The 26,951-nt window shown below is 65.6% G+C and carries 28 protein-coding genes; 15 read left to right on the top strand and 13 right to left on the bottom strand.

Annotation, left to right across the window (positions count from 1 at the left end; genetic code table 11):
* Nucleotides 1–83 precede the first annotated feature (83 nt).
* A complete protein-coding gene (locus AC1Q5W_RS13450) occupies nucleotides 84–1,079 on the top strand; it encodes a LysR substrate-binding domain-containing protein (protein ID WP_492645115.1) in 996 nt (331 codons plus the stop codon).
* Here the strand turns inward: AC1Q5W_RS13450 and AC1Q5W_RS13445 are convergent.
* Complete coding sequence (locus AC1Q5W_RS13445) at nucleotides 1,048–1,647, bottom strand: 5-formyltetrahydrofolate cyclo-ligase (RefSeq protein ID WP_492645114.1); 600 nt, start codon at nucleotides 1,645–1,647, stop codon at nucleotides 1,048–1,050. The genes AC1Q5W_RS13450 and AC1Q5W_RS13445 overlap by 32 nt on opposite strands.
* Before the next feature lie 9 nt (nucleotides 1,648–1,656).
* Between AC1Q5W_RS13445 and AC1Q5W_RS13440 the strand changes: the two genes are divergently transcribed.
* From AC1Q5W_RS13440 to AC1Q5W_RS13420, 5 genes are read left to right on the top strand one after another with little or no spacing between them, the layout of a single operon-like run.
* Entirely contained in the window at nucleotides 1,657–3,660 is a 2,004-nt protein-coding gene (locus AC1Q5W_RS13440) for a lytic transglycosylase domain-containing protein (protein WP_492645113.1), read from the top strand.
* A 48-nt stretch (nucleotides 3,661–3,708) separates the two neighbouring features.
* Complete coding sequence (locus AC1Q5W_RS13435) at nucleotides 3,709–4,392, top strand: glutathione S-transferase family protein (protein ID WP_492645112.1); 684 nt, start codon at nucleotides 3,709–3,711, stop codon at nucleotides 4,390–4,392.
* A gap of 28 nt (nucleotides 4,393–4,420) precedes the next feature.
* Nucleotides 4,421–5,689, top strand: coding sequence for a multifunctional CCA addition/repair protein (locus tag AC1Q5W_RS13430; protein WP_492645111.1), 1,269 nt, complete (start codon nucleotides 4,421–4,423; stop codon nucleotides 5,687–5,689).
* A gap of 30 nt (nucleotides 5,690–5,719) precedes the next feature.
* Nucleotides 5,720–6,421 (top strand): response regulator transcription factor, encoded by a 702-nt coding sequence (locus AC1Q5W_RS13425; protein ID WP_492645110.1) that lies wholly within the window; start codon nucleotides 5,720–5,722, stop codon nucleotides 6,419–6,421.
* Nucleotides 6,418–7,794: a sensor histidine kinase gene (locus AC1Q5W_RS13420; protein WP_492645109.1), complete on the top strand. Its 1,377-nt coding sequence runs from the start codon at nucleotides 6,418–6,420 to the stop codon at nucleotides 7,792–7,794. Before AC1Q5W_RS13425 ends, AC1Q5W_RS13420 begins: the two co-directional genes overlap by 4 nt.
* On the opposite strand, the gene AC1Q5W_RS13415 is transcribed toward AC1Q5W_RS13420, so the two are convergent.
* The 9 genes from AC1Q5W_RS13415 to AC1Q5W_RS13375 form a co-directional block, all read right to left on the bottom strand.
* Nucleotides 7,791–8,876, bottom strand: coding sequence for an ABC transporter ATP-binding protein (locus AC1Q5W_RS13415; RefSeq protein ID WP_492645108.1), 1,086 nt, complete (start codon nucleotides 8,874–8,876; stop codon nucleotides 7,791–7,793). The genes AC1Q5W_RS13420 and AC1Q5W_RS13415 overlap by 4 nt on opposite strands.
* An 8-nt stretch (nucleotides 8,877–8,884) precedes the next feature.
* Nucleotides 8,885–9,739, bottom strand: coding sequence for a carbohydrate ABC transporter permease (locus tag AC1Q5W_RS13410; protein WP_492645107.1), 855 nt, complete (start codon nucleotides 9,737–9,739; stop codon nucleotides 8,885–8,887).
* Nucleotides 9,729–10,607 carry a carbohydrate ABC transporter permease gene (locus AC1Q5W_RS13405; RefSeq protein WP_492645106.1) on the bottom strand — a complete coding sequence of 293 codons (879 nt, stop codon included), beginning with the start codon at nucleotides 10,605–10,607 and terminating at the stop codon, nucleotides 9,729–9,731. The genes AC1Q5W_RS13410 and AC1Q5W_RS13405 overlap by 11 nt, the downstream gene beginning before the upstream one ends.
* Nucleotides 10,608–10,753: 146 nt before the next feature.
* The gene (locus AC1Q5W_RS13400) at nucleotides 10,754–12,004 is read right to left on the bottom strand and encodes an ABC transporter substrate-binding protein (RefSeq protein ID WP_492645105.1); all 1,251 of its coding nucleotides are present in this window, start codon (nucleotides 12,002–12,004) and stop codon (nucleotides 10,754–10,756) included.
* Nucleotides 12,005–12,418: 414 nt separating this feature from the next.
* A complete protein-coding gene (locus AC1Q5W_RS13395; protein ID WP_492645104.1) occupies nucleotides 12,419–14,206 on the bottom strand; it encodes an N-6 DNA methylase in 1,788 nt (595 codons plus the stop codon).
* A 253-nt stretch (nucleotides 14,207–14,459) separates the two neighbouring features.
* Complete coding sequence (locus AC1Q5W_RS13390) at nucleotides 14,460–15,443, bottom strand: ROK family protein (protein ID WP_492645103.1); 984 nt, start codon at nucleotides 15,441–15,443, stop codon at nucleotides 14,460–14,462.
* A 17-nt stretch (nucleotides 15,444–15,460) separates the two neighbouring features.
* Entirely contained in the window at nucleotides 15,461–15,829 is a 369-nt protein-coding gene (locus AC1Q5W_RS13385; RefSeq protein WP_492645102.1) for a phosphomannose isomerase type II C-terminal cupin domain, read from the bottom strand.
* A gap of 89 nt (nucleotides 15,830–15,918) precedes the next feature.
* Nucleotides 15,919–16,356, bottom strand: coding sequence for a thioredoxin TrxC (trxC, locus tag AC1Q5W_RS13380; RefSeq protein ID WP_492645101.1), 438 nt, complete (start codon nucleotides 16,354–16,356; stop codon nucleotides 15,919–15,921).
* Between the two features lie 81 nt (nucleotides 16,357–16,437).
* Nucleotides 16,438–17,565 (bottom strand): class I SAM-dependent methyltransferase, encoded by a 1,128-nt coding sequence (locus tag AC1Q5W_RS13375; RefSeq protein ID WP_492645100.1) that lies wholly within the window; start codon nucleotides 17,563–17,565, stop codon nucleotides 16,438–16,440.
* A gap of 69 nt (nucleotides 17,566–17,634) precedes the next feature.
* Here AC1Q5W_RS13375 and AC1Q5W_RS13370 point away from each other — a divergent pair, with 69 nt between their 5' ends.
* The 7 genes from AC1Q5W_RS13370 to AC1Q5W_RS13340 all read left to right on the top strand — a co-directional run bounded on the left by AC1Q5W_RS13370 (nucleotide 17,635) and on the right by AC1Q5W_RS13340 (nucleotide 23,736).
* The gene (locus AC1Q5W_RS13370; RefSeq protein ID WP_492645099.1) at nucleotides 17,635–18,441 is read left to right on the top strand and encodes an SDR family oxidoreductase; all 807 of its coding nucleotides are present in this window, start codon (nucleotides 17,635–17,637) and stop codon (nucleotides 18,439–18,441) included.
* Between the two features lie 28 nt (nucleotides 18,442–18,469).
* The gene (locus AC1Q5W_RS13365; RefSeq protein WP_492646163.1) at nucleotides 18,470–18,841 is read left to right on the top strand and encodes a dihydroneopterin aldolase; all 372 of its coding nucleotides are present in this window, start codon (nucleotides 18,470–18,472) and stop codon (nucleotides 18,839–18,841) included.
* A 5-nt stretch (nucleotides 18,842–18,846) separates the two neighbouring features.
* Nucleotides 18,847–19,776: a tRNA 2-thiocytidine(32) synthetase TtcA gene (ttcA, locus tag AC1Q5W_RS13360; RefSeq protein WP_492645098.1), complete on the top strand. Its 930-nt coding sequence runs from the start codon at nucleotides 18,847–18,849 to the stop codon at nucleotides 19,774–19,776.
* Nucleotides 19,773–20,390 (top strand): DUF4136 domain-containing protein, encoded by a 618-nt coding sequence (locus tag AC1Q5W_RS13355; RefSeq protein WP_492645097.1) that lies wholly within the window; start codon nucleotides 19,773–19,775, stop codon nucleotides 20,388–20,390. The genes ttcA and AC1Q5W_RS13355 overlap by 4 nt, the downstream gene beginning before the upstream one ends.
* Nucleotides 20,390–21,040, top strand: coding sequence for a histidine phosphatase family protein (locus AC1Q5W_RS13350; RefSeq protein ID WP_492645096.1), 651 nt, complete (start codon nucleotides 20,390–20,392; stop codon nucleotides 21,038–21,040). Before AC1Q5W_RS13355 ends, AC1Q5W_RS13350 begins: the two co-directional genes overlap by 1 nt.
* Before the next feature lie 82 nt (nucleotides 21,041–21,122).
* The gene (locus tag AC1Q5W_RS13345; RefSeq protein ID WP_492645095.1) at nucleotides 21,123–22,838 is read left to right on the top strand and encodes a lysoplasmalogenase family protein; all 1,716 of its coding nucleotides are present in this window, start codon (nucleotides 21,123–21,125) and stop codon (nucleotides 22,836–22,838) included.
* 43 nt (nucleotides 22,839–22,881) lie between these two features.
* Nucleotides 22,882–23,736, top strand: a complete 855-nt coding sequence (locus AC1Q5W_RS13340; RefSeq protein ID WP_492645094.1) for a short-chain dehydrogenase/reductase — start codon at nucleotides 22,882–22,884, stop codon at nucleotides 23,734–23,736.
* A 32-nt stretch (nucleotides 23,737–23,768) separates the two neighbouring features.
* Here AC1Q5W_RS13340 and AC1Q5W_RS13335 read toward each other — a convergent pair whose 3' ends face one another.
* A complete protein-coding gene (locus AC1Q5W_RS13335; protein ID WP_492645093.1) occupies nucleotides 23,769–24,092 on the bottom strand; it encodes a chaperone modulator CbpM in 324 nt (107 codons plus the stop codon).
* Between the two features lie 11 nt (nucleotides 24,093–24,103).
* On the bottom strand, nucleotides 24,104–25,075 hold the full coding sequence (locus AC1Q5W_RS13330; protein ID WP_492645092.1) for a DnaJ C-terminal domain-containing protein: 972 nt from the start codon (nucleotides 25,073–25,075) through the stop codon (nucleotides 24,104–24,106).
* Between the two features lie 39 nt (nucleotides 25,076–25,114).
* Here AC1Q5W_RS13330 and arfB point away from each other — a divergent pair, with 39 nt between their 5' ends.
* A complete protein-coding gene (arfB, locus tag AC1Q5W_RS13325; protein WP_492645091.1) occupies nucleotides 25,115–25,528 on the top strand; it encodes an alternative ribosome rescue aminoacyl-tRNA hydrolase ArfB in 414 nt (137 codons plus the stop codon).
* Nucleotides 25,529–25,533: 5 nt separating this feature from the next.
* Here arfB and ruvB read toward each other — a convergent pair whose 3' ends face one another.
* Nucleotides 25,534–26,592: a Holliday junction branch migration DNA helicase RuvB gene (ruvB, locus tag AC1Q5W_RS13320; protein WP_492645090.1), complete on the bottom strand. Its 1,059-nt coding sequence runs from the start codon at nucleotides 26,590–26,592 to the stop codon at nucleotides 25,534–25,536.
* A gap of 130 nt (nucleotides 26,593–26,722) precedes the next feature.
* Here ruvB and AC1Q5W_RS13315 point away from each other — a divergent pair.
* On the top strand, nucleotides 26,723–26,951 hold a 229-nt coding region (locus AC1Q5W_RS13315), incomplete at its 3' end, for a hypothetical protein (protein ID WP_492704208.1).

Below are 26,951 nucleotides of genomic sequence, written 5' to 3'. Positions count from 1 at the left end.
TGGCAGCAAATGATCGCGCCATGGCGTTTGGCAGTCCAATGAAAAGGCGTTACGCTATTGATGCATTAATCGAATCAATACCCATGCTGCTCTCATCCGCCCCCCTGCGCTCCCGCACCGTTGCGGCCGGCCACCTGCGCGCTTTCCAGGCGGTGGCCCGGCACCTGAACTTCCGCGCCGCCGCCGACGATCTGGCGCTCACCCAGTCGGCCGTCAGCCGGCAGATCCAGGCGCTGGAGACTGAAATTGGCGTGCCCCTGTTTTTGCGCCACACCCGTGCCGTGGAGCTGACCGGCGCGGGCATCCAGCTGCTGCGGGCGGTGACGCCTTCGCTGGAGCGCATCGACAGCGCGGTGCGGCTGATCCGCCAGGGCGCGGGGCGCAAGAGCGTGTCCATCAGCACCTGGGCGTCGTTTGCGTCGATGTGGCTCATTCCGCGGCTGGAGTCCTTCCAGCGCGAGCACCCCGACATCGACATCCGCATCGACGCCACCGACACCTCGGTGGACCTGGAAACCTCGGATGTGGACCTGGCCCTGCGCTACGCCAGCCCCAGCCACATGCCGGCCCAGGCCGAGCGCCTGTTTGGCGAGCAGCTCACGCCGGTGGCCAGCCCGTGGCTGCTCAAGAGCGGCCCGCGCCTGCGCAAGGCGCAGGACCTGACCCAGTTTGCATTGGTGGAAGCCGGTGACGCCTACCGCAGCCAGCACATGGAGTGGCTGACCTGGCAACGCTGGCTGGACGCCCAGGGGCTCAAGCGCTTCGAGCCCAAGCGCTGGCTGTATTTCAACTACGCCCACCAGATTGCCCAAGCCGCCCTGACGGGCCAGGGCGTGGCGCTGGCGCGCATGCCGCTGATTGCCGACAGCCTGGCCAGCGGCGACTTGGTGGAGGTGCTGCCCGGAACCCGGCTGGAGTCGCCCCTGGCCTACTGGCTCATCATCGGGCCGCGCAGCATCCAGCGGCCGGAGATCAGGGCCTTTTGCGAATGGCTGCGCCAGCAGGCCGACACCACCCGGCGCACGCTGGGCGAGGCCGCCGCGCCACTTACACCGGCCACACCACCCCGTAGTCGTTGAGGATGGCGTCCAGCGGCATGTCGTGGGGTTCGGGCTCGAAGTCGGGCACGAAGCCCACGCCAAAGCCCAGCCCCACGGTAAAGGGCTTGGGCTCCAGGGTAGCCAGCATGCGGTCGTAGAAGCCCCCGCCGTAGCCCAGCCGGTAGCCGCCGGGCCCGTAGCCCACGCAGGGCGCAAACAGCAGGGTGGGAACAATCACCTCGGTGTCCTTGGGCTTGGGAATGCCGTAGGCGTCTTCTTCCATGGGGCAGCCGGGGTACCAGGCATGGAAGATCATGGTCTTGTGCTCCTTGTCGACCACCGGCAGGCCGATGCGGCGCAGCTGCGGCTGGTCCAGTAGCTCGCCGTCTTCCTTCCAGCGGTGCAGGGCCGGCAGGGGGTCGAACTCGCCCTTGATGGGCCAGTAGGCGCCAATGACCGTGTCGGGTCGGCCCACCAGCCAGATGCGCATGACCCGTTGTAACAAATCGGCCCGCTGTAGGCGATCGGGCAGGTTCAGGCGTTGATCAAGGAGTGCCTTGCGAAGGGCTTTCTTGGCCGCCGTTTTGGATTCATCCGAGTTGTCCATAATCTCCACATGCAGTTTTCAGCCATTCTGACATCGATAGCCCTGCTGGGCGCCCTGATGTCGCCCGCGCTCGTCCCCGCACATGCGCAGGGACGGGACACCACCCGTGCCGACGAGACCCTTCTGGACATGGCGCAAGCCTACAAGGGGCGCGACCGCAAGCGCCTGAGCACCCTGCTGCCGCAGGCACGCGGCCACGTTCTGGAGCCCTGGGCAGCGTACTGGGAATTGTCCGCCCGGCTGGACGAAGCCAGCAACGCCGAAGTCCAGGACTTTTTCGCCCGCTACCGCGGCACCTACCAGGAAGACCGCCTGCGCACCGAATGGCTGCTGCAGCTGGGCAAGAACCGCGACTGGACCAGCTTCAACCGCGAATACCCGCTGTACCGCATGAACGACAACCGCTCGGTGCAGTGCTACGCGCTGCTGGCCGAGCACCTGAGCAGCGGCGTGGACAACACCGCGCAGGTCAAGGACGCCTGGCTGCCCCTGAAGGACGCCGACGAAGGCTGCGCCAGCGCCGCCGAACAGTTGCTCAAGGACCACACCACGTCAGCGCAGATGGTCTGGCAACGCGCCCGCCTGGGCATGGAAAACGACCGCCTGCGCGTGGCCACCCAGGCCGTGGGGCTGGTCAGCCCCGGCTCGGTCAAGACCGTTACCGCCATCTACCTGAACCCGGGCAAGTACCTCAACGACAAGCTCACCGCCATCCAGCCCAAGACGCGGGAGCTGGTGTCCCTGGCCCTGATCCGCCAGGCCTACCTGGAGCCCGCCGACGCGGCGGCCGAGATCGACAAGCTGCGCTGGAAAACCCAGCTGACCCAGGAGGAGCGCAGCTGGATCTGGGGCGTCATCGGCAAGCGCGCGGCCCAGAAACTCCTGCCCGACGCGCCGGCCTACTTTGCCCGGGCGCAGACCGCCTACCTGAATGAGGACCACCTGGCCTGGCAAGCCCGTGCGGCCCTGCGCGCCGGCCGCTGGGACCAAGTGCAAAGCGCCATCTCCGCCATGGGCGAGCCCCAGCGCAGCGAGCCCACCTGGGTCTACTGGCGGGCCCGCGCGCTGTTGCAGCAATCGACCACCGAGGGCTCGCGGACGCAGGCCCTGCGCTTGCTGGAAAGCATTGCCGGCGTGCGCGGCTTCTATGAGCAGCTGGCACTGGAGGAGCTGGGCCAGCGCATCAGCGCGCCCCCCCGTCCTGCCGCCCCCACCCCCGAGGAAAAAGACGCCGCCAGCCACAACCCGGGGCTGAACCGCGCCCTGTACGCCATCCGCATCGGGCTGCGTTCCGAGGGGGTGCGCGAATGGAACTACAGCACCAACCTGCATGTGCGCGGCGGCATGGATGACCGCGCCCTGCTCGCCGCCGCCGATCTGGCCTGCCACAACGAGGTCTGGGACCGCTGCATCAACACCAGCGAGCGCACCAAGGGCGTCATCGACCTGGAGCAGCGCTTTCCCATGCCCCACAAGGCGGCGGTGATCGCCCGTGCCAAACAGATCGGGCTGGACCCGGCCTACGTGTACGGGCTGATCCGCCAGGAAAGCCGCTTCATCACCGATGCCCGCTCCGGCGTGGGCGCCTCCGGCCTGATGCAGGTCATGCCCGCCACGGCGCGCTGGACCGCCAAGAAAATCGGCCTGACCGATTTCCAGTCGCACCAGATCACCGACCGCGACACCAACATCGCCATCGGTACCGGCTACCTAAAGCTGGTGCTGGACAACTTTGGCGGCTCCATGCCCATGGCCGCTGCTGCCTACAACGCCGGCCCCAACCGGCCGCGCACTTGGCGCGGGCAGACCGGAGACCCCGTTCTGGAGGCCGCCATCTGGGCCGAGAACGTGCCCTTCAACGAAACCCGCGACTACGTGAAGAAGGTGCTGTCCAACACCACCAACTACGCCGCGCTGATCACGGGCCAGCCGCAATCGCTCAAGGCCCGCCTGGGCACGGTGGGCCCGCGTGACGCCAGCGCGGCGGCGCCCGCCATGGACGACCTGCCCTGAGGCCCCGCCGCCGGATTTCCACACCCACCGACTCTGCAAGAAGGTTTTATGTACACGCTCTACATCGGCAACAAGAACTACTCGTCCTGGTCCATGCGTCCCTGGGTGCTGCTCAAGCAGGCCGGCATTGCCTTCACCGAGGTGCCGGTGCGCTTTGACTCCTTCGACGCCGACTCCACCTTCAAGAAAACCCTGCACGACGTCACCCCCACCGGCAAGGTGCCGGTGCTGGTCGACGGCGACCTGGCCATCTGGGACACGCTGGCCATTGCCGAGTACCTGGCCGAGCAGCATCCCGACAAGAAACTGTGGCCCGCAGAGCGCACCGCCCGGGCGCGGGCTCGCAGCATCTGCGCCGAGATGCACAGCGGCTTTACCGCCCTGCGCGGCAACTGCCCCATGAACATCGAAGCCCAGCTGGCCGACACCGGCGCCCTGATCTGGCGCGACAAGCCCGCCGTGCGGGCCGACGTGCAGCGCCTGGTGACCATGTGGAGCGCCCTGCTGCAAACGCATGGCGGACCCCTGCTGTTTGGGGCCTTCACCATCGCCGACGCCTTCTTTGCGCCGGTGTGCATGCGCATCCGCAGCTATGGGCTGCCGGTGCCCGAACCCATTGCCGCCTACATCGCCCGCGTCTGCGCCCTGCCCGGCGTGCAGGCCTGGATGGACGCCGCCCTGGCCGAACACGATTTCCGGGAGTTCGAAGAGCCCTACCGCCTGCGGCCCTGAGCGCCGCATTTCCGGTAACCTGACGGACATGGAAACCTACCTGGTTGGCGGTGCGGTGCGCGATGCCCTGATGGGCCTGCCCATGCAGGACCACGACTGGGTGGTGGTGGGCGCCACGCCCCAGGCGCTGGTGGACCAGGGCTTTGTGCCGGTGGGCCGGGACTTTCCCGTGTTCCTGCACCCCCAGACCAAGGAAGAGTACGCACTGGCCCGCACCGAGCGCAAGACCGCGCCCGGCTACCGCGGCTTCGCCATCCACTCCGAGCCCAGCGTCACGCTGGAAGAAGACCTGGCCCGGCGCGACCTTACTATCAATTCCATAGCTGTCCACGCAGATTCCACGGCCACGAATGGCGTGTTTGACCCCGAAAAATGGCAAACCACCGGCGCCCTGGTGGACCCGTTTGGCGGCCACCGGGACATTGCCGACAAGGTGCTGCGCCATGTCACCGACGCCTTTCGGGAAGACCCGGTGCGCATCCTGCGGCTGGCCCGCTTCGCCGCCCGCTTCACCGATTTCACGGTGGCCCCGGAGACCCTGGAGCTGATGCGCGACATGGTGCGCCACGGCGAGGTGGACCACCTGGTGGCCGAGCGGGTCTGGCAGGAACTGGCCCGCGGCCTGATGGAGGCGCAGCCCTCGCGCATGTTCGCCGTGCTGCGCGACTGCGGCGCGCTGGTGCGGCTGCTGCCCGAGGTGGACGCCCTGTGGGGCGTTCCCCAGAGCGAGGAACACCACCCCGAGGTGGACACCGGCACCCACCTGATGCTGGTGCTGGACATGGCCGCCCGCCTGGGCGCCCCGCTGCCGGTGCGCTTTGCCTGCCTGGCACACGACCTGGGCAAGGGCAACACGCCCGCCGACATGCTGCCCCGCCACATCGGCCATGAAGAGCGTGGCGTGCGCCTGCTCAAGCCCCTGTGCCAGCGCCTGCGGGTGCCCGTGGAGTGCCACGAGCTGGCACAGGTGGTGACCCGCGAGCACGGCAACATCCACCGAAGCGCCTCCCTGAATGCGGCCGCCATCGTGCGCCTGCTGGAGCGCTGCGACGCGTTCCGCAAGCCGGAGCGCTTTGCCGACATCCTGCTGGCCTGCGAATGCGACGCCCGCGGCCGCCTGGGGCTGCACGACACCCCGTACCCGCAGGCGGACCGGCTGGCCCAGGCCCTGCAGCGGGCGCAGGCTGTCGCCACCCACACCATTGCCGCCGACGCCCAGGCCGCCGGGCTGAGCGGCCCGAAGGTCGGCGAGAAGATCCATGCGGCGCGCATTGCGGCGGTGACCGCCGGCCTGTAAAAGCCGTGGGCGCCTTGGTATGCTTGCCCCATGTCCCACCTGCTGATTGTTGAAGACGACGAGTTGCTGCGCGACGGCCTGTGCGCGCAGCTGGTGCACGCCGGCCACAGCGTGTGCAGTGCCAGCGACGGCGTGCAGGCGCAGGCCCTGCTGGAGACCACCCGGGTCGACGCGGTCATCCTCGACCTGGGCCTGCCGCGGCTTGACGGCATCAGCGTCCTGCGCTGGATCCGCCAGCGCTTCTCGGCCCTGCCGGTGCTGGTGCTCACGGCGCGCGACGGTGTGGAAGACCGGGTGCAGGGCCTCAACGCCGGGGCCGACGACTACCTGACCAAACCCTTCAGCGTGGCCGAACTGGTGGCACGCCTGCAAGCCCTGTTGCGCCGCGCGCGCCTGCCGGCCTTCGGCGGCTCGCTGGAAGTGGAAAGCCCGGCCGCCAAGCGCCTGCGCGTGGACCCGGCCCTGCCCCTGGCGTGGCTGGACGAGGAGCCCCTGGAGCTGACCCAGCGCGAATGGTCGCTGCTGTCGCTGCTGGTCAACAACCTGGGCCAGGTGGTCAGCCGCGAAGACGTGCTGGCCGTGTGGCAGACCCAGCCGGCCGACGGCGCCACCGGCGGCTCCAACGCGCTGGAGGTGTATGTGCACCGCCTGCGGCGCAAGCTGCAGGATTCGGGCCTGAACATCCGCAACGTGCGGGGCCTGGGCTACATGCTGGAGATGGACGCCGCATGACAGCGGCCACCTCCTTTTCGCTGCGCCGCCAGCTGCTGGCCTGGCTGCTGCTGCCCCAGCTGGTGCTGTGGCTGGTCGGCGGGGTGCTGGCCTACCGCGTGGCGCTGACCTACGCCGAAAAAACCATCGACCAGTCGCTGACCCGCTCGGTGCGCTCGCTGGCGCGCCAGGTCAAGCCCTTTGGCTCGGGCCTGCTGGTCGACTTTCCCAAGGCGGCCCAGGACATCATTGAAGAAGACCCCAAGGACCGGGTGTCGTACATGGTGTCCTCGCCGCCGGGCAGCTTCCTGCTGGGCAACGGACAGCTGCCCAGCCCGCCCGAGGGCACGGACATCCCGCAGAACGAGCCGGTGCTCTACAACGTGGTCATGGACGGCAAGCCCATGCGCCTGGCCAGCATCGACCTGAGTTTTGGCGAAGGCATGACCCAGCAGCGCATGCGGGTGCAGGTGGCCAAGAGCCTGGTGGTGCAGCAGCGCATTGCCCGCGAGCTGGTGCAGGACATGCTGTTTCCCCTGCTGCTGCTGGGGGCCGTGCTGAGCTTTCTGGTGTACGCCGGCGTGCGCCGCGGACTGGTGCCGCTGCAGCGGCTGGAGGCCCAGCTGGCCCACCGCACGGCCGCGTCGCTGTCGCCCATCGAGATGACGCAGGCCCCCCAGGAGGTGCACTCCCTGGCCAATGCCGTGAACCAGCTGCTGACCACGCTGCGGCGCAGCCTGAGCCAGGAAAAGCGCTTCCTGAACGACGCCGCCCACCAGCTGCGCACGCCGCTGGCGGGCCTGATCAGCCAGACCGAGCTGGCCCTGCAGGAGACCGATCCCCAGGCGCTGCAGCAGCGCCTGCAGAAGGTGCACACCGGCGCCCAGCGCAGCGCGCACCTGGTGCACCAGCTGCTGTCGCTGGCCCGCACCGAAGCCGACGTGATTCTGCTGCCGGTCGACGCGGCAGCGCTGGCCCGCGAAGTGGCCCGCGAGTGGACGCCGCGCGCCGTGGCGGCCAGCGTGGACCTGGGCTACGAGGGCGAGGATTCGCTGATCGTGCCCGCCGACAAGCTGCTGCTGCGCGAGGTGCTGAGCAACCTGATCGACAACGCGCTGCGCTACGCCGGGCACGGCACCCGGGTCACCCTGCGTGCCCGCAGCCAGGAAGGCCAGTGCGTGCTGGAAGTGGAAGACGACGGCCCCGGCCTGACCGATGCCGAACTGGAGCGCGTGTTCGAACGCTTCTGGCGGGCCAGCGCGCTACCCGGCGGATGCGGCCTGGGCCTGGCCATCGTGGCCGAAATTGCCCAACGCCACGGCGGCGTGGCCAGTGCCCACCACGCCCGCCCGCACGGGCTGATCATCCGCCTGGAGTTGCCGCTGCCGACCTAGGCCGCCGCCAGGGCCATACGCTGGCCGGTGGTCTTGTCGAACCAGTTGTTGTGCCGGCTGCTCACCGTCATGCCCACGTTGGCGCCGATGTCCAGCTTGGTGTTGGCCGGCGCCCGCACGGTGATGAGGCCCGCGCCGGTCTTGACCACCACGTAGGTGTCGGCGCCGGTGGGCTCCACCAGGATCACGTCGCCGCGCCAGGCGGCATCATCGGCCAGGTGGATGTGTTCGGGCCGCTGGCCCAGGATCACGTCACGCCCGGTGGGCGTGGGCAGGTCCAGGGAACCGCCGGTAAAGACGAACTGGCTCTGCCCCTCCTCGCCCATGACGGCGTGCCCTTCGATGAAGTTCATCATCGGTGAGCCGATGAAACCTGCCACATAGGTGTTGGCCGGCGTGCGGTAAATCTCGTCGGGGGTGCCGATCTGCTGCAGGATGCCGTCCTTCATCACCGCAATGCGGCTGCCCAGCGTCATGGCCTCGATCTGGTCGTGGGTGACGTACACCGTGGTGATGCCGCTGACGTGATGCAGGCGCTTGATTTCGGCGCGCATCTCCACCCGCAGCTTGGCGTCCAGGTTGGACAGCGGCTCGTCGAAGAGGAACAGCTGCGGGTCGCGCGCCAGGGCGCGCCCCATGGCCACACGCTGGCGCTGGCCGCCCGACAGCTGCGAGGGGCGGCGGTCCAGCAGGTTCTCGATCTGCAGCATGGCGGCCACTTCGTGGATGCGCTTGGTGCGCACCTCCTTGGGTACCTTGCGCATTTCCAGCGCGAAGCCAATGTTGTCGGCCACCGTCATGGTGGGGTACAGCGCATAGCTCTGGAACACCATGGCAATGTCGCGCTGTGCCGGGGCCATGCCGATGACGTTCTTGCCGTTGATCAGCAGCTCCCCCTCGGACGGCTCTTCCAAGCCGGCAATGATGTTGAGCAGGGTGGACTTGCCACAACCCGACGGCCCGACCAGGATGAGAAATTCGCCCGGAGCGACGTCGATGTCGATGCGCTTGAGCACTTCGACGGCCTTGTCGCCCTTGCCGAAGATCTTGCGGATGCCTGCGATGTGAAGAGATGCTGCCATGGTGTTGTTTATCCTTTCACAGCACCGGCTGTGAGACCTTTGACGAAATATTGACCCGCCAGCACATAGACCAGCATGGTCGGCAAGCCGGCGATCACGGCCGCGGCCATGTCCACGTTGTAGCTCTTGACGCTGCTGGAGGTGTTGGCCATGTTGTTCAGGCCCACGGTGATGGGCTTGCTGTCGGCGCCGCTGAAGGCCACGCCGAACAGGAAATCGTTCCAGATATTGGTGAACTGCCAGATCAGCGTAACCATCAGGATGGGCGTGGACATGGGCAGCACGATGCGCCAGAAGATCCGCCAGAAACCCGCGCCGTCCATGCGCGCGGCGTTGACCAGCTCGCGCGGAATGGCGGTGTAGTAGTTGCGGAAGAACAGCGTGGTGCCGGCAATGCCCGCCAGGCAGTGCACCAGGATCAGGCCGCCCACCGAGCTCGACAGGTTCAGGAAGCCCAGCACCTGGCTCATGGGCAGCAGCACCACCTGGAACGGCATGAACACGCCAAACAGCATGAAGCCGAACAGGAGATCGCTGCCCTTGAATTTCCACATGGAGAGCACGTAGCCGTTGATGGCGCCCCAGGTGGTGGAGAGCAGCACCGCCGGCACCGCCATGCTCACCGAGTTCCAGAAGTAGGGGCGCAGGCCGCGGCAGTCCACGCCGGTGCAGGCGGTGGACCAGGCCAGCCGCCAGGACTCGAAGTTGAGCGAGGTCGGCAGGCTCATCAGGTTGCCGGCGCGGATCTGCGCGGCATCCTTGAACGAGGTGGCGAGCATCACGTACAGCGGCACCAGGAAGAAGAAGGCGGCCAGCAGCAGGAAGCCGTATACCGCGGCGCGGGAGAGTTGTTTAGCGGTCATGGGGTTTTGCACGCAGCTCGCTGTAAAGGTAGGGCACCACGATGGCCGCCACGGTGGCCAGCATCATGGTGGCGCTGGCCGCACCCAGGCCGATCTGGCCGCGGTTGAAGCTCATCACGAACATGAAGGTGGCCGGCACGTCGGTGGCATAGCCCGGGCCGCCGGCCGTGAGGGCCATCACCAGGTCAAAGCTCTTGATGGACAGGTGCGACAGCACCAGGATGGTGGAGAACACCACCGGCCGCAGGATGGGAAAAATGATGCGCCAGTAGATGAGCGGCAGCGAGGCGCCGTCGATCTGCGCGGCCCGGATGATGCTGTCGTCGATGCCGCGCAGCCCGGCCAGGAACAGGGCCATGGCAAAGCCGGCCGACTGCCAGATGCCGGCAATCACCACGCAGTAGATGGCGGTGTGCGATTGCACCAGCCAGTCGAAATGGAAACTGGTCCAGCCCCAGTCGTGCATGAGTTTTTCCAGCCCCAGGCTGGGGTTGAGAATCCACTTCCAGGCGGTGCCGGTCACGATGAAGGACAGCGCCATGGGGTACAGGTAGATGGTGCGCAGCACGCCTTCGGCGCGCACCTTCTGGTCCAGGAAAACCGCCAGCACCACGCCCAGCACCATGGAGCCGCCCACGTACAGCACGCTGAAGATGCCCAGGTTCTTCAGCGCCACATACCAGCGGTCCATGTCCCACAGACGGATGTATTGCTCCAGCCCCACGAACTCGTCGTAATTGGGCAACATGCGCGAACCCGTGAGGGACAGCACGCCGTTCCAGATCATGAAGCCGTAGATGAAGGCAAAGCCGAAGACAAAGCCCGGCGCAATCACCAGCTTGGGCAGCAGGTTTTCAAAGGTTTTCATGGAATGTGACTCAAAAACACGCCCCGCCCGCAGGGGGCGGGGTGGTCCGACACCATCCGGCGGATGGCAGCGTCCCCGTTGCAGTTCCACCGTGGCCGGGCTGCGGGGTCACGGCACCCCGGCGCGCGGTGGATCAGGCTACGGGATTACTTGGTTGCAGCGGCCTTGGCGATGTTCTTCACACCATCGGCCACTGAGATCTTGTCGTCATTCCAGAACTGGCTGACCGCGTCCTTGATGGCGCCTTCAGCCGCCGGGCGCACCGCCATGCCGTGGGCGATGGAGGGCAGCAGACCATTGATCTTGGCGGTGTCCACGAAGTCCTTGGCAGAAGCCTTGGCGCAGTCATCGAACTTGGCCATGTCCATGCCCAGGCGCACCGGGATGGAGCCCTTGTTCAGGTTGAAGATTTCCTGGAACTCGGTTCCCATGATGGCCGCAGCCAGGTCGGCCTGGGCCTTCTGGGCCGTCGGGTCCTTCAGCTTGAACATGGCGAAGGAGTCGACGTTGAAGGTGTAGGCCTTGTCGGTGCCGGGAGCCGCAGCGCAGATGTAGTCCTTGCCCGGCACCTTGCCCGCGGCCGTGAACTCGCCCTTGGCCCAGTCACCCATGAACTGGAAGGCCGCCTTTTCCTGGATTACCATGGCCGTGGCCAGGTTCCAGTCGCGTCCGGGGGAAGCCGGGTCGGTGTAGCTCTTGATCTTGCGGAACGTTTCCAGCGACTTCTTCATGGTGTCGCTGGTCAGGGCCTTCTGGTCGAGCTTGACCAGCGCATCGCTGTAGAACTTGGCACCGCCCACGCCCAGCACCACGTCTTCGAACGTGGTGAAGTCCTGCCAGTTCTGGCCTCCGTGGGCCACGGGAATCAGACCGATCTTCTTGACCTTGTCGGCTGCGGCAAAGAATTCGGGCCAGGTCTTGGGCACGCCCTTGACGCCGGCCTTCTTCAGCACGGCCTCATTGGCCCACATCCAGTTCACGCGGTGCACGTTCACCGGTGCGGCCACGTAGTTGCCTTTGTACTTCATGACGTCGGCCACCACCTTGGGCAGCAGGCTGTCCCACTTCTCGGCCGCAGCCACGCTGTCCAGATTGGCCAGCACGCCTTCAGCGGCCCACTCCTGAATGCCGGGGCCCTTGATCTGGGCCGCCGCCGGGGGGTTGCCCGACACCACACGGCTCTTGAGCACGGTCATGGCGTTGTCGCCACCGCCGCCAGCCACGGCAAAGTCCTTCCAGGTGTGGCCCTTGCTCTGCATGATTTTCTTGAGTTCACCCACCGATTTGGCTTCGCCACCGGAGGTCCACCAGTGCAGCACTTCCACCTCGCCGGCCAGCGCCGCGGTACCTGCCACCACCAATGCCACAGCCGTGGCGAGTTTCGACAAATTCAACATCATGTCTCCCTACGTGAGGATTGCACCGGCCGCTGCGGCCAGGAGCGTAGTTGCGTCCGAAGCCGCACCATGCCGCATCGGATTCATTAATTTTTCATTAATTAATTGTAGACGCCCATAGGGGATTTCCCCTAGGTTACCCCACTCACTTTGTGGCATTAAAAGTGATGCCTCAATTTCTGAAGTTGATGTCTTTTTTTCCACGCGATCAACTGCATCACGATCACGCAATTCGCCCTAATACGCACTAACCGAACCAATGCCACAGTTGCCACTTCGGAAGAAGGGCGACGGCAAAGACAACCAAATAGCCAATTCTTTTCGTTCTGTGATGTATCTTCCAAGCCTCTAACTTGACGTTAGAGGCCTCTCCATCAAAAAGTCCCAGAAGTGGATCGTTTTTCGTCGGCCGCTTTAGCATGATTGTTCCTCTCCAGCCAAAGTCCAGAAACCTGCAGACAACGCCGCCTGCTCATTTCTCAATTTGTTAATTTGGTTTTGGATCTCTTGTTCGCGGTCGAACAAAGCAGCGGCCTCTGCTTGCGATTGAACATCTAGTAGCGGAAGTTCAATTTTCATGAGCTCCCGTAGCTGTATTAACGGCGTTGTCGTCCCCGCAACAATTGACGTTAGCATCTGATTACCAACCTGCGAGCGGAGCAACAGATAAAGTGCCTTCGCGGCAGTTTCGTTTGGCGGGTTGAATCGGAGTGCGACGGCTGACTGAGAGGCAAAGCAGTGGCTCTTAGCAAACTCAACCGGGGAAAGCAAACCAACTCGCCCAACAGACCCTTTTGTGATGACAACGATGTCCCATGGCCGCAGTGTCAAATGGTTGTAGCTCCATGCGATTTCCTGTGAGAGCTTGATCTGTCGGCTAGCAGTTGTACTGAAACCCATTGGAGCCAAATCTTGAATCCCTACCTCTTGTGCATCCACGAATGGTGGCTTGTCCCCTAGAGCACGAAGCGCGGAAGTAGGGATTGGCGAAACGTAACTTACTAAGTTTCCCAGTGTGGTCGTTGGAATGGATTGCAGCATGCTTTTTGCATGTGCTGTCGCGGTGTTTACAACGTAACGTCCAACTTGTAGGCTGGACTGCAAAGCGCTGATTTCAGCAACGGACGCTGTCTTGCACCACTGGATGCCACTACCGGTTGTACCGCTATTCAACGTCGTCTCTGCAAGCAACTTTACGTTCACAAGTTGTTTACGAGCTTTTGAGGTTTTTTGATAAAAGTCCGCCCCTGATGCATCGATAAACCGAACTTCATCGTGTGCACCACGAGGGGCCAATACAAGTACCGAAATCTGCAACGAAGTTGATGGAAAGAGGCCATTCGGCAGTGCAATAACCGCTTGCACGACGCCTGCAGCCAACAACATTGCCCGAGCTCGTTCGTCTGCCCCGGAGGCACTCAAGAAACTAGTAGGGACTACGACGACCGCCCGTCTTTGGGCCTGCTCTATTAGGTGTGCGACGCCCAGTCCGGTGGACGATGAAGATACATCCTCCATGAGATTTCCACCTTGTCCAAGTAGTCTTGCTCCCTTGTAACTGACCCCAATTGGCGGGAATCCGATGGCCACATTGAATCTTGATGGCTCAGTCGCATTTTGCTGCTCTGAATTCAGAATCGGATCACCATACACAACCTTAAAGCTGCCGCGACAAAAGAGTTTGGCGACATATAGGAGACGTGATCGCAGGGGCGTTTTTACGACAGCTTCGGCACCTTTTCGATAACTCCAGGTTGCGACTTGCCCGAGCACGTCCCATGGTGCGTAGACCACATCCCCTGAGGACATTTCTCCCAGTTGGCAGATCAGTTCGACGACTTCTTGCGGCAATAAAACCGATCCCTTTGCAAGGAACTCATCAAAGGACTCGCCCAGCCAATCCTCTGGGCAAATGGCTTCGAGATCCGCCTCCGTCATCAGTTGCCTAGCCGTTTCAACTGCTAAGGAAAGCATGCTCAGCCCATCCTCCTTCAGTTTCTCTAACTGTGAATAGGCAGCTAGGACCTCGTCCCGCTCTTCTTGGCTCGAGCAAATTGCTCCCGAAGCATCGCGAGGTATCCCAGCAGCGATCCAAATGCTAAGAAGGATTTCAATGAAATCCTTTTCGGATCGAATTGCCGGTCGCAGTTCCGCTCGTATGCTGGCAACAAAGGTTCGAATTGCTGTGTTTGGGCTTGTCATATACAGAAGTATTAATTACTTCTAATATATTGTCAAGCCTATGAACCTGAGGCGTTGCGCAACATGGTCTGGCGATTCAGCGCCTTAACGATAACCTTTATTCTGCAATCGAGAGGAAAAAAGCAACTTTTCCGAGTGTCTTGTGTAGGAGCGCGTCCGAAGTTGTTGTCTAAGCTGTTGATTTACTTGTATCAAACCGGGCATCTATTTTGGATGCCCCCACTCACTGTGGAAAACTACCGCAGCCGGACGCTCAGCCCATGACCAGTGCCAACGCAGCGTAGTCGCCCACCTGGGCACCCAACCCGGCCGGAACCAGCTCCACTCCGTCGGTCAGGGACGGCAGCTTACCGGTGATGTACGAGCGCACCTTGGGCAGCAGGGTTTCGCGGTGGTGCCAGAACACGCTGCCACCCAGGCTCACGCGCTGCAGGTCCAGCGTGGCCACCAGGTTGTAGATGGTGCGGCCCATGATGCGGCACAGCTCATCGATGATGGCCACCGCCCCCGCATCACCGGCGCCGGCAGCGACAAAAAGCGCAGCGGCATCCGCATAGCCCAGGGCGCTGAAACGCCGGGCAATGGCGTTGCCCGCCACCAGGCCCTCCACGTCACCCACATTGCCACAGCCGCACAGCGCGTCGGTGTTGTCGCTGACAAAGGTGTGGCCGGCATGGCCGGCGTTGCCGTTCTTGCCGCGCAGAATGCGTCCGTCCACACACAACCCCAGGCCGATGCCGGTGCTCCAGGTCACGTAGGCGCAGTGGTCCACGCCCTGCAGGGCACCCCAGCGGCGCTCGGCCTCCAGCGCGGCAATGCCATCGTTTTCCACCCGCACACGGGGAAAGGCCTGGCGCAGGGGCGCTTCCAGCAGGGCTGTGGTCCAGTCGTTGGGCAGGCCCCGGGCCTTGCCGGCCAGGCCGCCGCAGATGTTGGGCGCCGCCAGTTCCACCAGGCCGTCACGCAGGACAAACGGCCCGCACGACGCCACGCCCACCGCCGCGATGTCGGCCACCGCCACGGCGGCGGTGGCGCAGCTCTGGTGCACCAGCCGGATGATTTGCAGCGCCAGCGCATCGGGGTTGCCCCGGGTTGCCGTGGGCTCGGACAGTTTGGCGTGCACGCCGTGTTCGTCGGCCACGCTGACCGCCACCTTGGTGCCGCCAATATCGACACAGGCCACTGGCGCCGCGCCGGGCGTCAGACGGATGGCGGCAGGAGAGAAAACAGGGTTCATGGGCTTCTCGCAAAAAGTTAGGGGCGACCGTAGTCGTCCTGCAGGCGCACGATATCGTCCTCGCCCAGGTAGCTGCCGAACTGCACTTCCACAATCTCCACTGGCTCGGTGGTCTGGTTGGCCAGGCGGTGCACCTGCCCCAGCGCAATGTCGCAGTGTCCGCCGACGGGCAAATCGAAAACCTGCTCGCCCAGCGTGACACGGGCCAGGCCTTGCACCACCACCCAGTGCTCGGCGCGCCGGGCGTGCTTTTGCAGGCTGATCTGCTGCCCCGGAGTCACGTGGATGCGCTTGATCTTGTAGCCCGCCACTTCGGACACCGTCTCGTACCAGCCCCAGGGACGCTGTGTCCGTTCAACGGTTTCAAGTCGGGTGCTGGTTTGCATGGTGGCCTCGCTGCCGGGGTGGCTGAACTCAAAGGCGAGATGCTACCCTGCCCGCAGGGGCTAGCGTTACCAAGGGGTTACGGGGTACGTCAGCGCAGGTGCGCCTGCGTCCAGCGCACGATGTCGGCCGCACCCATGGCACCGGCCTGGCGTGCCACCTCGCGCCCGTTCACGAACAGGGCCAGCGTGGGAATGCTGCGGATATTGAAACGGGCCCCCAGTGCCTGCGCCTCTTCAGTATTGACCTTGGCCACGCGCACGCGCGGCTCCAGCTGGGCGGCCGCCTGCTCGTACGCGGGGGCCATCTGGCGGCAGGGACCGCACCACGGGGCCCAGAAATCCACCAGCACGGGAATGTGGTTGCGGGTGAGGTGGCGTTCAAACGCCGCTTCATCCAGCGCCACCGAATGGGCCTCAAACAGGGGCTTGTGGCAGCTGCCGCAGTCGGGCGCGCTGGACAGGTCGGCGGACTTCACGCGGTTGGTGGTGTGGCAGTGGGGGCAGACGATGTGCAGGGCTTCGGTCATATAAAGGATCCTCTTTGCATACCCATATGGGTATCTAGCGCCCGTCTTCAAGACCCTGCGCGCCCGGCGTGGCGCCGCCGCTCAGAGGCGGTGGGTCTTGTCGCCCCGGGCAAAGCCCAGGGCCTCCCAATACGGCCCCCGGGTCAGGCCGATGACCTTGAAAAACTCACCCATTTCGTGTTCCAGAATAAGTTTCTGCGCCGCCACCCGCTCGGGCAGCGGGGCGTCCTGCATGGCTTCGACCAGGCCACAGTTGATCAGGAAATGGGCCTGGTTGGTGTAGCCCAGCACTTCCAGCCCCGCATCCTGCGCGGCCACGGCAATGCCGGTGAAGTTGACGTGCGCCGTGATGTCCTTGTTGCCCACGTCGGCCAGCGGGTCACCGTCGGCCTGGTGGGCGCGGTGGCACATGACCGTTCCCATGTGGCGCTGCGGGTGGTAGTACTCACTCTCCGGGAACCCATAGTCCAGCAGGAACAGGGCGCCGGCCTGCAGGCGCTCGGCCAGGGTGCGGACAAAGGCCTCGCCCTGGGGGTGGATCTCGGTCACATAGTCGTGCTCGCCGGGAATGTCGATGGGCGGGCGCAGGTCCGTGGGGCGGTCCTGCCAGACCAGGCGCGTGCCGCCGGCATCCACCGCGCAGGCTACGCCGCGCTCGTGCCAGACACCGGCCACGCGGGCCAGCAGTTTGACCGGCATGGCGTCCAGCACCTCGTTGCCCACCACCACCCCGTGCAGGGCGGCGGGCAGTTCATCCACCCAGCGCACGGTGTCGGCATGGGTTGCCAGCGTGGCCCGCTGGCGCGCACGCAAGGGCAGCGACAGATCGACGATGGTGTAGCGGCGCACCGCCACGCCCAGGGCTGCCAGGGCGTCCAGCAGCTGGCGGGCCAGGGCTCCCGAGCCGGCGCCAAACTCCCACACCTCGTCGGTGCCGGTGGCCTGCAGGGCCTGCGCCACCTGGCGCGCCAGGGCCTGGCCGAACAGGGGCGTCATCTCGGGCGCCGTGACGAAGTCACTGCCGGCCCCCACGGTGGCGCCGCTGGCGTCCCGCTGGCCCTGCGGCAGGGCGCCAAACACGGTGGCACCCCGGGTGTAGTACCCCAGGTCCGGGGTGTACAAGGCCAGGGCCATGAAGGCGTCAAACCCGATCCAGCCGCCCTGGGCCTGGATCTGCTGGTCGATGTGCCGCTGCAGGGCTTGCTCCATGGCGGTGCCGGGAAATGGGGGGGTCGTTAAAATCGGGGCTGTTGTCATCTCAGACTGAATTGTCTCCCAATGTCCCTGCCCTCCCCTGCTTCCCCGCACGTGCCCACCGTTCTGGTGACCGGCGCTGCCAAGCGTCTGGGGCGCGAAATTGCGCTGGCGTTGGCCGGCGCGGGCTGGCGGGTGGCCGTGCATTACCGCGATTCGCTGGAGGACGCTACAAAAACCGTAGCTGACTGCGCATATCTGACGCCGGGTGCAGCCGCTTTTCGCTGTGATTTGGGGGATGAAACCGCGGTGCGCCAGCTGCTGCCCACCGTGGTGGAAGCCCTGGGCGAAGTGGACGCCGTGGTCAACAGCGCCTCCACTTTTGAGCACGACACCACGGCCAGCTTCAGCTTCGCGGCCATGGAAAAGCACATGCGCAGCAACGCCGGCGCGGCCATCTTGCTGGCGCAGGCCCTGCACGCCCACATCGCCCGGCGCAGCCCGCCCGCGGCCGCCAGCGGAGCGGCCATCAACGCGGCCGTGGTCAACCTGCTGGACCAGAAGCTGTGGAACCAGAATCCCGATTTCCTGAGCTACACCCTGTCCAAGGCCGCGCTGGAAGCGGCCAACACCATGCTCGCGCTGAGCCTGAGCCCGCTGCTGCGCGTGGTGGGCGTGGCCCCCGGCCTGACCCTGACCAGCCACCTGCTCAGCGACGCCAAATTTGCGGCGCTGCACACGCTCTCGCCGCTGGGGCGCTCCAGCACGGCGCAGGACGTGGCCGCCACCGTGCTGTTTGCGCTGCAGAACCGGTCCATCACAGGCACCACGCTGCTGGTGGACGGCGGCCAGCACCTGATGCGCTTCGAGCGCGATTTTTCCCTGATGTGACAGCGCCCCCAACCGTCCCCCAATGACCATGCAACACACCACGGGAACCCAGATCCTGACCCTCACCGGCTTGCGCTTTGACGCCAACCTGGGCATTCTGGAATCGGAAAAGACCGCGCCGCAACCCATCCAGGTCGACGCCGAGCTGTGCTTGGGCCCGCAGCCGCTGCTGCCCCACGACGACGACATCAGCCATGTGCTGGACTACCGCAAGGTGCGCCGCATCATCATTGACGAGTGCACGGCCGAACATGTGAACCTGCTGGAGAGCCTGATCGGCAAGCTGGCGCACCGGCTGCTGCAGCTGCCCGGCGTGCTGGGCGTGCGGGTCAAGATCGCCAAGCTGGAAATTTTTGACGACTGCGAAGTCGCCATCCGCGTAGAAACAGGAAAGTGGTAACCCCCATGAACGCAGTCTGGATAGACCAAGAAGCGGCCCCCGTGGCCAAGGACAGCCAAACGCTCAAGATCGAGCGCGAAACGCACAAGCTGGAAAAGCGCCTGTGCCGCCAGGTGGGCCAGGCCATCATGGACTACAACATGATCGAGGAAGGCGACCGCGTGATGGTGTGCCTCTCCGGCGGCAAGGACAGCTTTGGCATGCTCGACATCCTGCTGAAGCTGCAGGCCCGCGCCCCGGTGAACTTTGAGCTGATCGCCGTCAACCTGGACCAGAAGCAGCCGGGCTTTCCCGACCACATCCTGCCCGAATACCTCAAGACGCTGGGTGTGCCCTTCCACATCGAGACGCAGGACACCTACAGCATCGTCAAGAAAGTGGTGCCCGAGGGCAAGACCATGTGCAGCCTGTGCAGCCGCCTGCGCCGCGGCATCCTGTACCGCGTGGCCGACGAACTGAAGATCACCAAGATCGCCCTGGGCCACCACCGCGACGACATGCTGCAGACCTTCTTCCTCAACATGTTCTTCGGCGGCAAGTTGAAGGGCATGCCTCCGAAACTGGTGAGCGACGACGGCGGCCACATCGTGATCCGCCCGCTGGCCAACGTGGCCGAGAAAGATCTGATCCGCTGGGCCGAGCACCGCAAGTTCCCCATCATTCCGTGCAACCTGTGCGGCAGCCAGGAGCACTTGCAGCGCAAGCAGATCGGCAATATGCTGCGCGAGTGGGAAAAGCAGTACCCGGGGCGCACCGAGACCATGTTCACCGCGCTGCACAACGTGGTGCCCTCGCACCTGATGGACCACAAACGCCACGACTTCAAGAACATCCAGATCACGGGGGTGCCCGATGCAGACGGCGACAAGGCTTTTGACGAAGATGAATTCCCGGTGGCCGCAACCCTGCCCGGGTTGCAGGTGGTAACGGTATGACACCCTGGCGGGGCCTGGTCCGACGCAGCGCACTGTGCGCCGTGCTGTGCGCCCCGCTGCTGCTGGGCGGCTGCGCCCTGCCGCGCATGATCGACAGCGAGGTGCAGAGCTTCACCGGCACCCGCCCCGCTGTTGCCGGCGCCACCTACCGGTTTGAGCGCCTGCCGTCCCACACGGCCGGCGCCAACCGCGACAGCGTGGAAACCATGGCCACGCAGGCACTGGCCAAGGTCGGCCTGCAGCCCGACCCCCAGCACCCCCGCTACAGCGTGCAGCTGGACGTGAGCATGGAGCAGTTTGACCGCATTGCGCAGCGCCCCATGCGCCCCTGGAACTTCTCCTGGGGCGTGGGCACGCCGGGCGCCTTCTTCGGTTACGGCTACGGCATGATGGAGCCGCCCTGGTACCAGTACACCGTGCACTTGCTCCTGCGCGAGGTTGCCACCAACCAGGTGGCCTACGAAACGAGCGCCAGCCACACCGGCCCCTGGTCGGACAGCGCCAACCTGCTACCCGTGATCCTGGACGCCGCCCTGCGCGACTACCCCAACCCGCCGCCCGGTCCCCGCAAGGTGGCCATCGAGCTGGCGCCCGGCTCCGCGCCGACCCGCTGATGGGCGCTACCCGCATCATCGCCGTGCGCCATGGCGAAACCGCCTGGAACGTGGACACCCGCCTGCAGGGCCAGCTCGACATCGACCTCAACGACCGCGGCCGCTGGCAGGCCGGGCGCCTGGCGCAGGCCCTGGCCGACGAATCCATTGCCGCCATCTACGCCAGCGACCTGTCGCGGGCCCGCGCCACGGCGCAGGCCATTGCCGACCGGTGCAGCGGCCCGGCGGCCGGCACCGTGCACCTGCACACCGGGCTGCGCGAACGCGGATTCGGCCGCTTCGAGGGCCAGACCTATGCCCAGATTGCCGCCGGCTGGCCCGAAGAGGCGCGCCGCTGGCGCCAGCGCGATCCCCACTACGCACCCGAAGGCGGCGAAACCTTGGTGCAGCTGCGCGACCGCGTGGCCCACACTGTCAACACCCTGGCCAGCCAGCACCTGGGCCAGCAAATCGTGCTGGTGGCCCATGGCGGCGTGATGGACGCACTGTACCGGCTGGCCACGCAGCAGGACATTGGCGCGCCCCGCACCTGGGAGCTGGGCAACGCCGCCATCAACCGCCTGCTGTGGACACCCGATGCCCTGACCCTGGTCGGCTGGTCCGACACCCGCCACCTGGACGATACCGCGCTGGACGAAGCCAGCACCTGATGCGCCCCCCCCGGGGCGCACCCCGGCAGCCGTAAGGGTTGACCCGGTTTAAAGCAAGCGCATGCTCGGCGAAAATCCGCGCATGAGCAAAGTCATTGTTTTCGCCACCCCCGTATTCCTGCTGCTGATCGCCCTGGAGTTCGCCTGGAGCCGCACGGCTGCCAGCCGGACACGGGGCCAGACGCCCTACCGCCTGAACGACGCCATCAACAGCATCAGCCTGGGCATCCTGAGCCAGCTCGCCGGCGTGCTGGGCAAGCTGCTGACCATCGGCATCTACACCGCCGTGTTCAGCGCCGTGGCCCTGGTCCCGCAGCCCGCGTTCTGGAGCAGCTGGTACGGCGTGCTGCTGGCGCTGGTGTTCTACGACCTGTGCTACTACTGGGTGCACCGCGCCGGCCATGTGGTGGCCGTGTTCTGGGCCGCCCATGTGGTGCACCACCAGAGCCAGCACTACAACCTCTCCACCGCCCTGCGCCAGACCTCCAGCGGCCTGCTGCTGGGCTGGATTTTTTACCTGCCCATGGCGCTGGCGGGCGTGCCGCCCGCCGTGTTTGGCACCGTGCTGCTGATCGACCTGCTCTACCAGTTCTGGGTGCACACCGAGCAGGTCGGCAAGCTGGGCTGGTTTGACCGCGTGTTCTGCTCGCCCAGCAACCACCGGGTGCACCACGCCGTGAACGACCCGTACATCGACAAGAACTACGGCGGCATTCTGGTGCTGTGGGACCGCCTGTTTGGCACCTTCCAGGAAGAGCGCGAACCCTGCGTCTACGGCACGCGCGGCCAGCTCAACAGCTGGGACCCGCTGTGGGCCAACGTGGATGTCTACTGGGCGCTGGCCAAGGACTCCTGGCGCACGAAAAACTGGGGCGACAAGCTGCGCGTCTGGTTCAAGCCGCCGGGCTGGCAGCCGGCCGACCTGGCGCAGGCCCACCCCAAGCCCGCGTTCACGCTCGCCGCAGTCACCACCTTCAACCCGCCGCTCACCGCTGCACAGCAGTGGTTTGCCGGCCTGCAGTTCGTGCTGATGTTGGGTGCCGTCTCGGCCTTCCTGTGGGTGGCGGACGCGTTGCCGGCCAGCGAAGCCGCCATCTGGTGCGCCGCCATTGCCAGCGGCGTGTGGGCCACCGGGCGCTTCATGCAGGGGCGGTTGTCGGCGCTGGAAGTGCTGGTGGTGGAAAGCGCTGCGCTGGCCACGCTGGGTGCCCTGGGCCTGCTCGGAACCTACTACCTGTTCAAGCCCCTGGCCATGGTGCTTGCTATTGTTTTCGTAGCTATTCGCGCAGTATCTGCGGGCGCTGTGACCCGATTTGATGCATTTTTGATGGCCGCACTGGTGTTCTCGCTGGCCGGCGACGTGTTCCTGATGCTGCCGGGCAACTACTTCATTCCGGGGCTCGCATCCTTCCTGGTGGCGCACCTGTTCTACATCGCGCTGTTCCGCCAGGGCTGCGTCTGGTTTGCCAACCGGCGCGCACTGGCGCTGGTGCTGGGCGTGGGCGCGGTGATGTACGCCATCGTGTGGGGCGGCCTGGGCGACCCGGTGCTCAAGGGCGCCGTGGCGGCGTATGTCACCGTCATCTCGCTGATGGCGGCCCAGGCACTGGGCCGCGCCACGGTGCGGGGGGACGCCGCCGCCCGCTGGGTGGCCGCCGGCGCCTGCATTTTCATGGTGAGCGACGCGCTGATCGCCATCAACAAGTTCGTCACGCCCGTACCCCTGGACTCGCTGTGGATTCTGGCGACCTACTACGCCGCGCAACTGCTGATCGTGCACAACGCGCACCGGGATTGAGGCGCATGGACCGCCCCTCCATCTCCACCCCAGGACGCCAATCATGAAATTTCCACTGCAAGACAAAGTCGTCCTCATCACGGGCGCATCCGGTGGCATTGGGGCTGCCTGTGCCCGCGCCCTGCATGCCGCAGGGGCGACGGTGGTATTGACCGATGTGTCTCAGCAGGCGGTGGATGCGCTGGCGGCCAGCATGGGCACGGACCGCGTCATGGCGATGGCACTGGATGTCACCGACCGCGCAGGCGCCGATGCCGTGGTGGCCGCTGCGGTGCTCCGCTTCGGCGGCCTGGACATGGTGTTTGCCAATGCCGGCATCGCATGTGACCCGCCAGCAACCATCGCCACGATCAACGAACGCACCTTCGAGCACATCATTGAGGTGGACCTGTTGGGCGTCTGGCGCACGGTGCGTGCCTGTCTGCCACAGATCATGGAGCGCAAGGGGCATGTACTGGTCACCGCCTCCTTCTATGCCTATATCAACGGTGTGCTCAACGCGCCGTATGCCATGTCCAAGGCCGGTGTCGAAATGTTCGCTCGGGCATTGCGCGCAGAGCTGGCAGGTACCGGCGCCACTGCGGGCGTGCTCTACCCGGGATGGGTTTCCACCCCCATCGCCAAGGTTGCATTTGGAGGACACCCCATAGCGACCCGGCTGGTCGGCATGGTCTTCCCCTGGCCGCTCAACAAAGCCATCTCCCCGGAGGCAGTGGCCCAACGCGTGGTCGACGGGGTACAGCGACGCGACGCCCGCATCACGGTTCCCAGCCGATGGGTTCCTCTGTCCTATCTGCGCGGATTCATCAACGCCGCCAGCGACCGCAAGCTCGACGGCGACACGCAGATCCACGCATTGATCCGGCAGGTGGAGCAGGAAGTCACGCCGCCCCGGTAGCGACCTGGGGAACCCCGCTTCGCGCAGGGTCGTCAGCGCCCCCGCGCCTGCAGCACCGCCTTGAGCCGGCGCACCTCGTGCTGCAGGTCCAGGATCAGCGCGGCCGCCTCCAGCCCCACGCCAAAGTCGCGCTCCAGCCGGCGCGCCTCCAGGGCGCTGCGCAGGTCGGCGCTGTCAAAGTGCCAGTCGTCGGGCGCGGCAGCCAGCGGCGCAGCGGCCACAATGCCGACCTCCACCAGTTGCGCCACCCAGTCCAGATCGGCGCCGCAGGCCTGCGCCAGCTCGCGTGCCGCCAGCGGATGTTCGGCGTTGATGGCCGTGGCCGTGAGGACGGTGGTCGTTGTGTAAGCGGTCATGGTCACACTCCCTACACGCCCAGATGGCGCCTTGGATGGAACGGCGCGGCCTGGGCCAGTTGTTCGTAGGCCTTGCGTGCGGCGTCGGTGTCGGCGGGCGGCAGCGCAATGTCCAGCAGCAAATACAAATGTCCCGGCGGCTTGCCCGGCAAGCCACGTTCTTTCAGGCGCAACTTGAGGCCGCTGCGCGCGTTGGGCGGCACGGTAACTTCCACCACGCCCCCCGCGGGCGTGGGCACCTGCACCTGCGCGCCCAGCGCGGCCTCGGTCGGGGTGACGGGCAGGGTCATGTACAGGTCGCTGCCCTCCACGCGGTACAGCGGATGCGGCGCCATGCGCACTTCCAGATACAAATCCCCCGGCGCCCCGCCCCCCTGCCCCGGCATGCCGTGGCCGGCCAGGCGGATGAACTGGCCCGGGTGCACACCGGCCGGTATCTTCACGCTGAGCGTGCGGTTGACAAAGGTGGGCTGGCCCTGGGCGTCGTGTTCCAGCGCGCGCAGGGTGATCTCACGTTCAACCCCTTTGAGGGCGTCTTCAATGGATATTTCGATCGCCGCGTGATGGTCTTCGCCGCGGGCACGGTAGGCGCGGCTCGCGGCGCCACGCTGCTCGCCGCGGCCAAACACCGAAGAAAAGAACTCGCTGAAATCGGCATGGTCCGCCGGCCCCTGGCCAGGGCCGCGGTGGAACTCGAACCCCTCGTCCCAACCTGGCGGCGGCCGGAAGCTGCCATCACCCGCCGCACCGGCATGGCCGCCGCGTGCCACCCGGTCGGCCAGCGCATCGTAGGCGGCGCGCTTTTCCGGGTCGCCCAGCACGTCCTTGGCTTCGTTGATGTCGCGCATCCTGGCCTGCGCGTCGGCCTCCTTGCTGACGTCGGGGTGGTACTTGCGTGCCAGCTTGCGGTAGGCCTTGCGTACCTCGTCTTCGGACGCCGTGCGTTCAATGCCGAGCGCCTGGTAGTAGTCCTTGAATTCCATGGCGCCAGTATGCGCACCATTTGACCGAAAATACAAGCTATGGCCGAACCGCTGATACCCCTGCAGGAGGACGAAATGGAGTTCTCCGCCATCCGTGCCCAGGGCGCGGGGGGACAGAACGTGAACAAGGTCTCCAGCGCCATTCACCTGCGCTACTCCATCCCGGACTCGTCGCTGCCCGAGGCCATCAAGGAGCGGCTGCTGCGCCTGAACGATCAGCGCATCACCGCCGACGGCGTGGTGGTGATCAAGGCCCAGACCACGCGCAGCCAGGAGCAGAACCGGCTGGATGCGATCGAACGCCTGCAGGCGCTGGTGGACAGTGTGGCGGTGCTGCCCAAGCCCCGCAAACCGACCAAACCCACAAAGAGTTCGCAACGCAAACGGCTCGACAGCAAGGCCACCCGCGGCGATGTCAAGAAATTGCGTGGCCGCGTGTCAGGCCACGAGTAGCCGGCTTACTCGCCAAACAGGCTGTCGTCCCGGGTGCGCGGCGTCACCCCCAGGTGGCGGTAAGCCGCCAGCGTGGCGATGCGTCCGCGCGGGGTGCGCTGCAGATAGCCCTGCTGGATGAGGTATGGCTCGATCACGTCCTCGATGGTTTCGCGCTCTTCGCCGATGCTGGCGGCAATGTTATCCAGCCCCACCGGGCCGCCGTCGAAGCGGTGGATCACCGCCTCCAGCAGTTTGCGGTCCATCACGTCAAAGCCCTGCGGGTCCACGTCGAGCATGGCCAGGGCGCGGTTGGCCATGTCCAGGCTGATGTGACCGGTGCCTTTCACGTCGGCATAGTCGCGCACCCGGCGCAGCAGGCGGTTCGCAATGCGGGGCGTGCCGCGCGAGCGGCGGGCAATCTCGAAACCGCCCTCGACGTCCATCGGGGCATTGAGCAGGCTGGCGCTGCGCTGCACGATGCGGGCCAGTTCCTCGGGGGTGTAGAACTCCAGCCGCGCCACGATGCCGAAGCGGTCGCGCAGCGGGTTGGTCAGCATGCCGGCACGCGTGGTGGCGCCCACCAGGGTGAAGGGCTGCAGGTCGAGCTTGATGGAGCGCGCCGCCGGCCCCTCGCCGATCATGATGTCGATCTTGTAGTCCTCCAGCGCGGGGTAGAGGATTTCCTCCACCACCGGCGAGAGGCGGTGGATCTCGTCGATGAACAGGACGTCGTTGCGCTCCAGATTGGTCAGGAGCGCGGCCAGGTCCTTGGGCTTTTCCAGCACCGGGCCGCTGGTCTGGCGAAGGTTCACGCCCAGCTCGGCCGCCACGATGTGGGAAAGCGTAGTCTTGCCCAGGCCGGGCGGGCCGAACAGCAGCACGTGGTCCAGCGCCTCGCCGCGCATCTTGGCCGCACCCATGAAAATCTCCAGCTGCTCGCGGATCTTGGCCTGCCCCACGTATTCGTCGAGCAGCTTGGGGCGCAGGGCGCGCTCGATGGCTTCCTCGTTGGGCGAGGTGGGCGCGGCCGACACCACGCGCTTGGGCGGCGGGGCGGCAAAATCGTCGGTCTGGATGCTCACGGGTCAGGTCTATCTATGCGGTCGGCGGATGCCCACTATAGCGTGCGCCAAAACATCCGATACGATGGATAGACTACTCCCTTTGTGCACGGTCCACCGACCGCCCATGTCTGAAAGGCCCCCGCCAGCCATGAAACCGCTCTCTTCTCTTCCCGCGACCCGCGCCGCTTGGCGACCGGCCTTCCTGCTCTGCGCCCTGGGCCTGCTGCTGGCCAGCGGCGCGCATGCCGATGGCGACCCGGATGCGCCGGCGCCGGCCACCAAGGCCTCGGCCGCCAAGGCAGCCCCCGTCAGCGCCGCCAAGGCGGCAGGCAACCGGGTGCGTGCCGCCCTGAAGGGCGCGTTCAAGACGTCCGGCC

This window comes from Rhodoferax sp. MLSD5-FHT05B10 (assembly GCF_058793415.1).
Note: the sequence above shows the minus strand (reverse complement) of the source record. Positions and strands in the feature narration are given on the sequence as shown.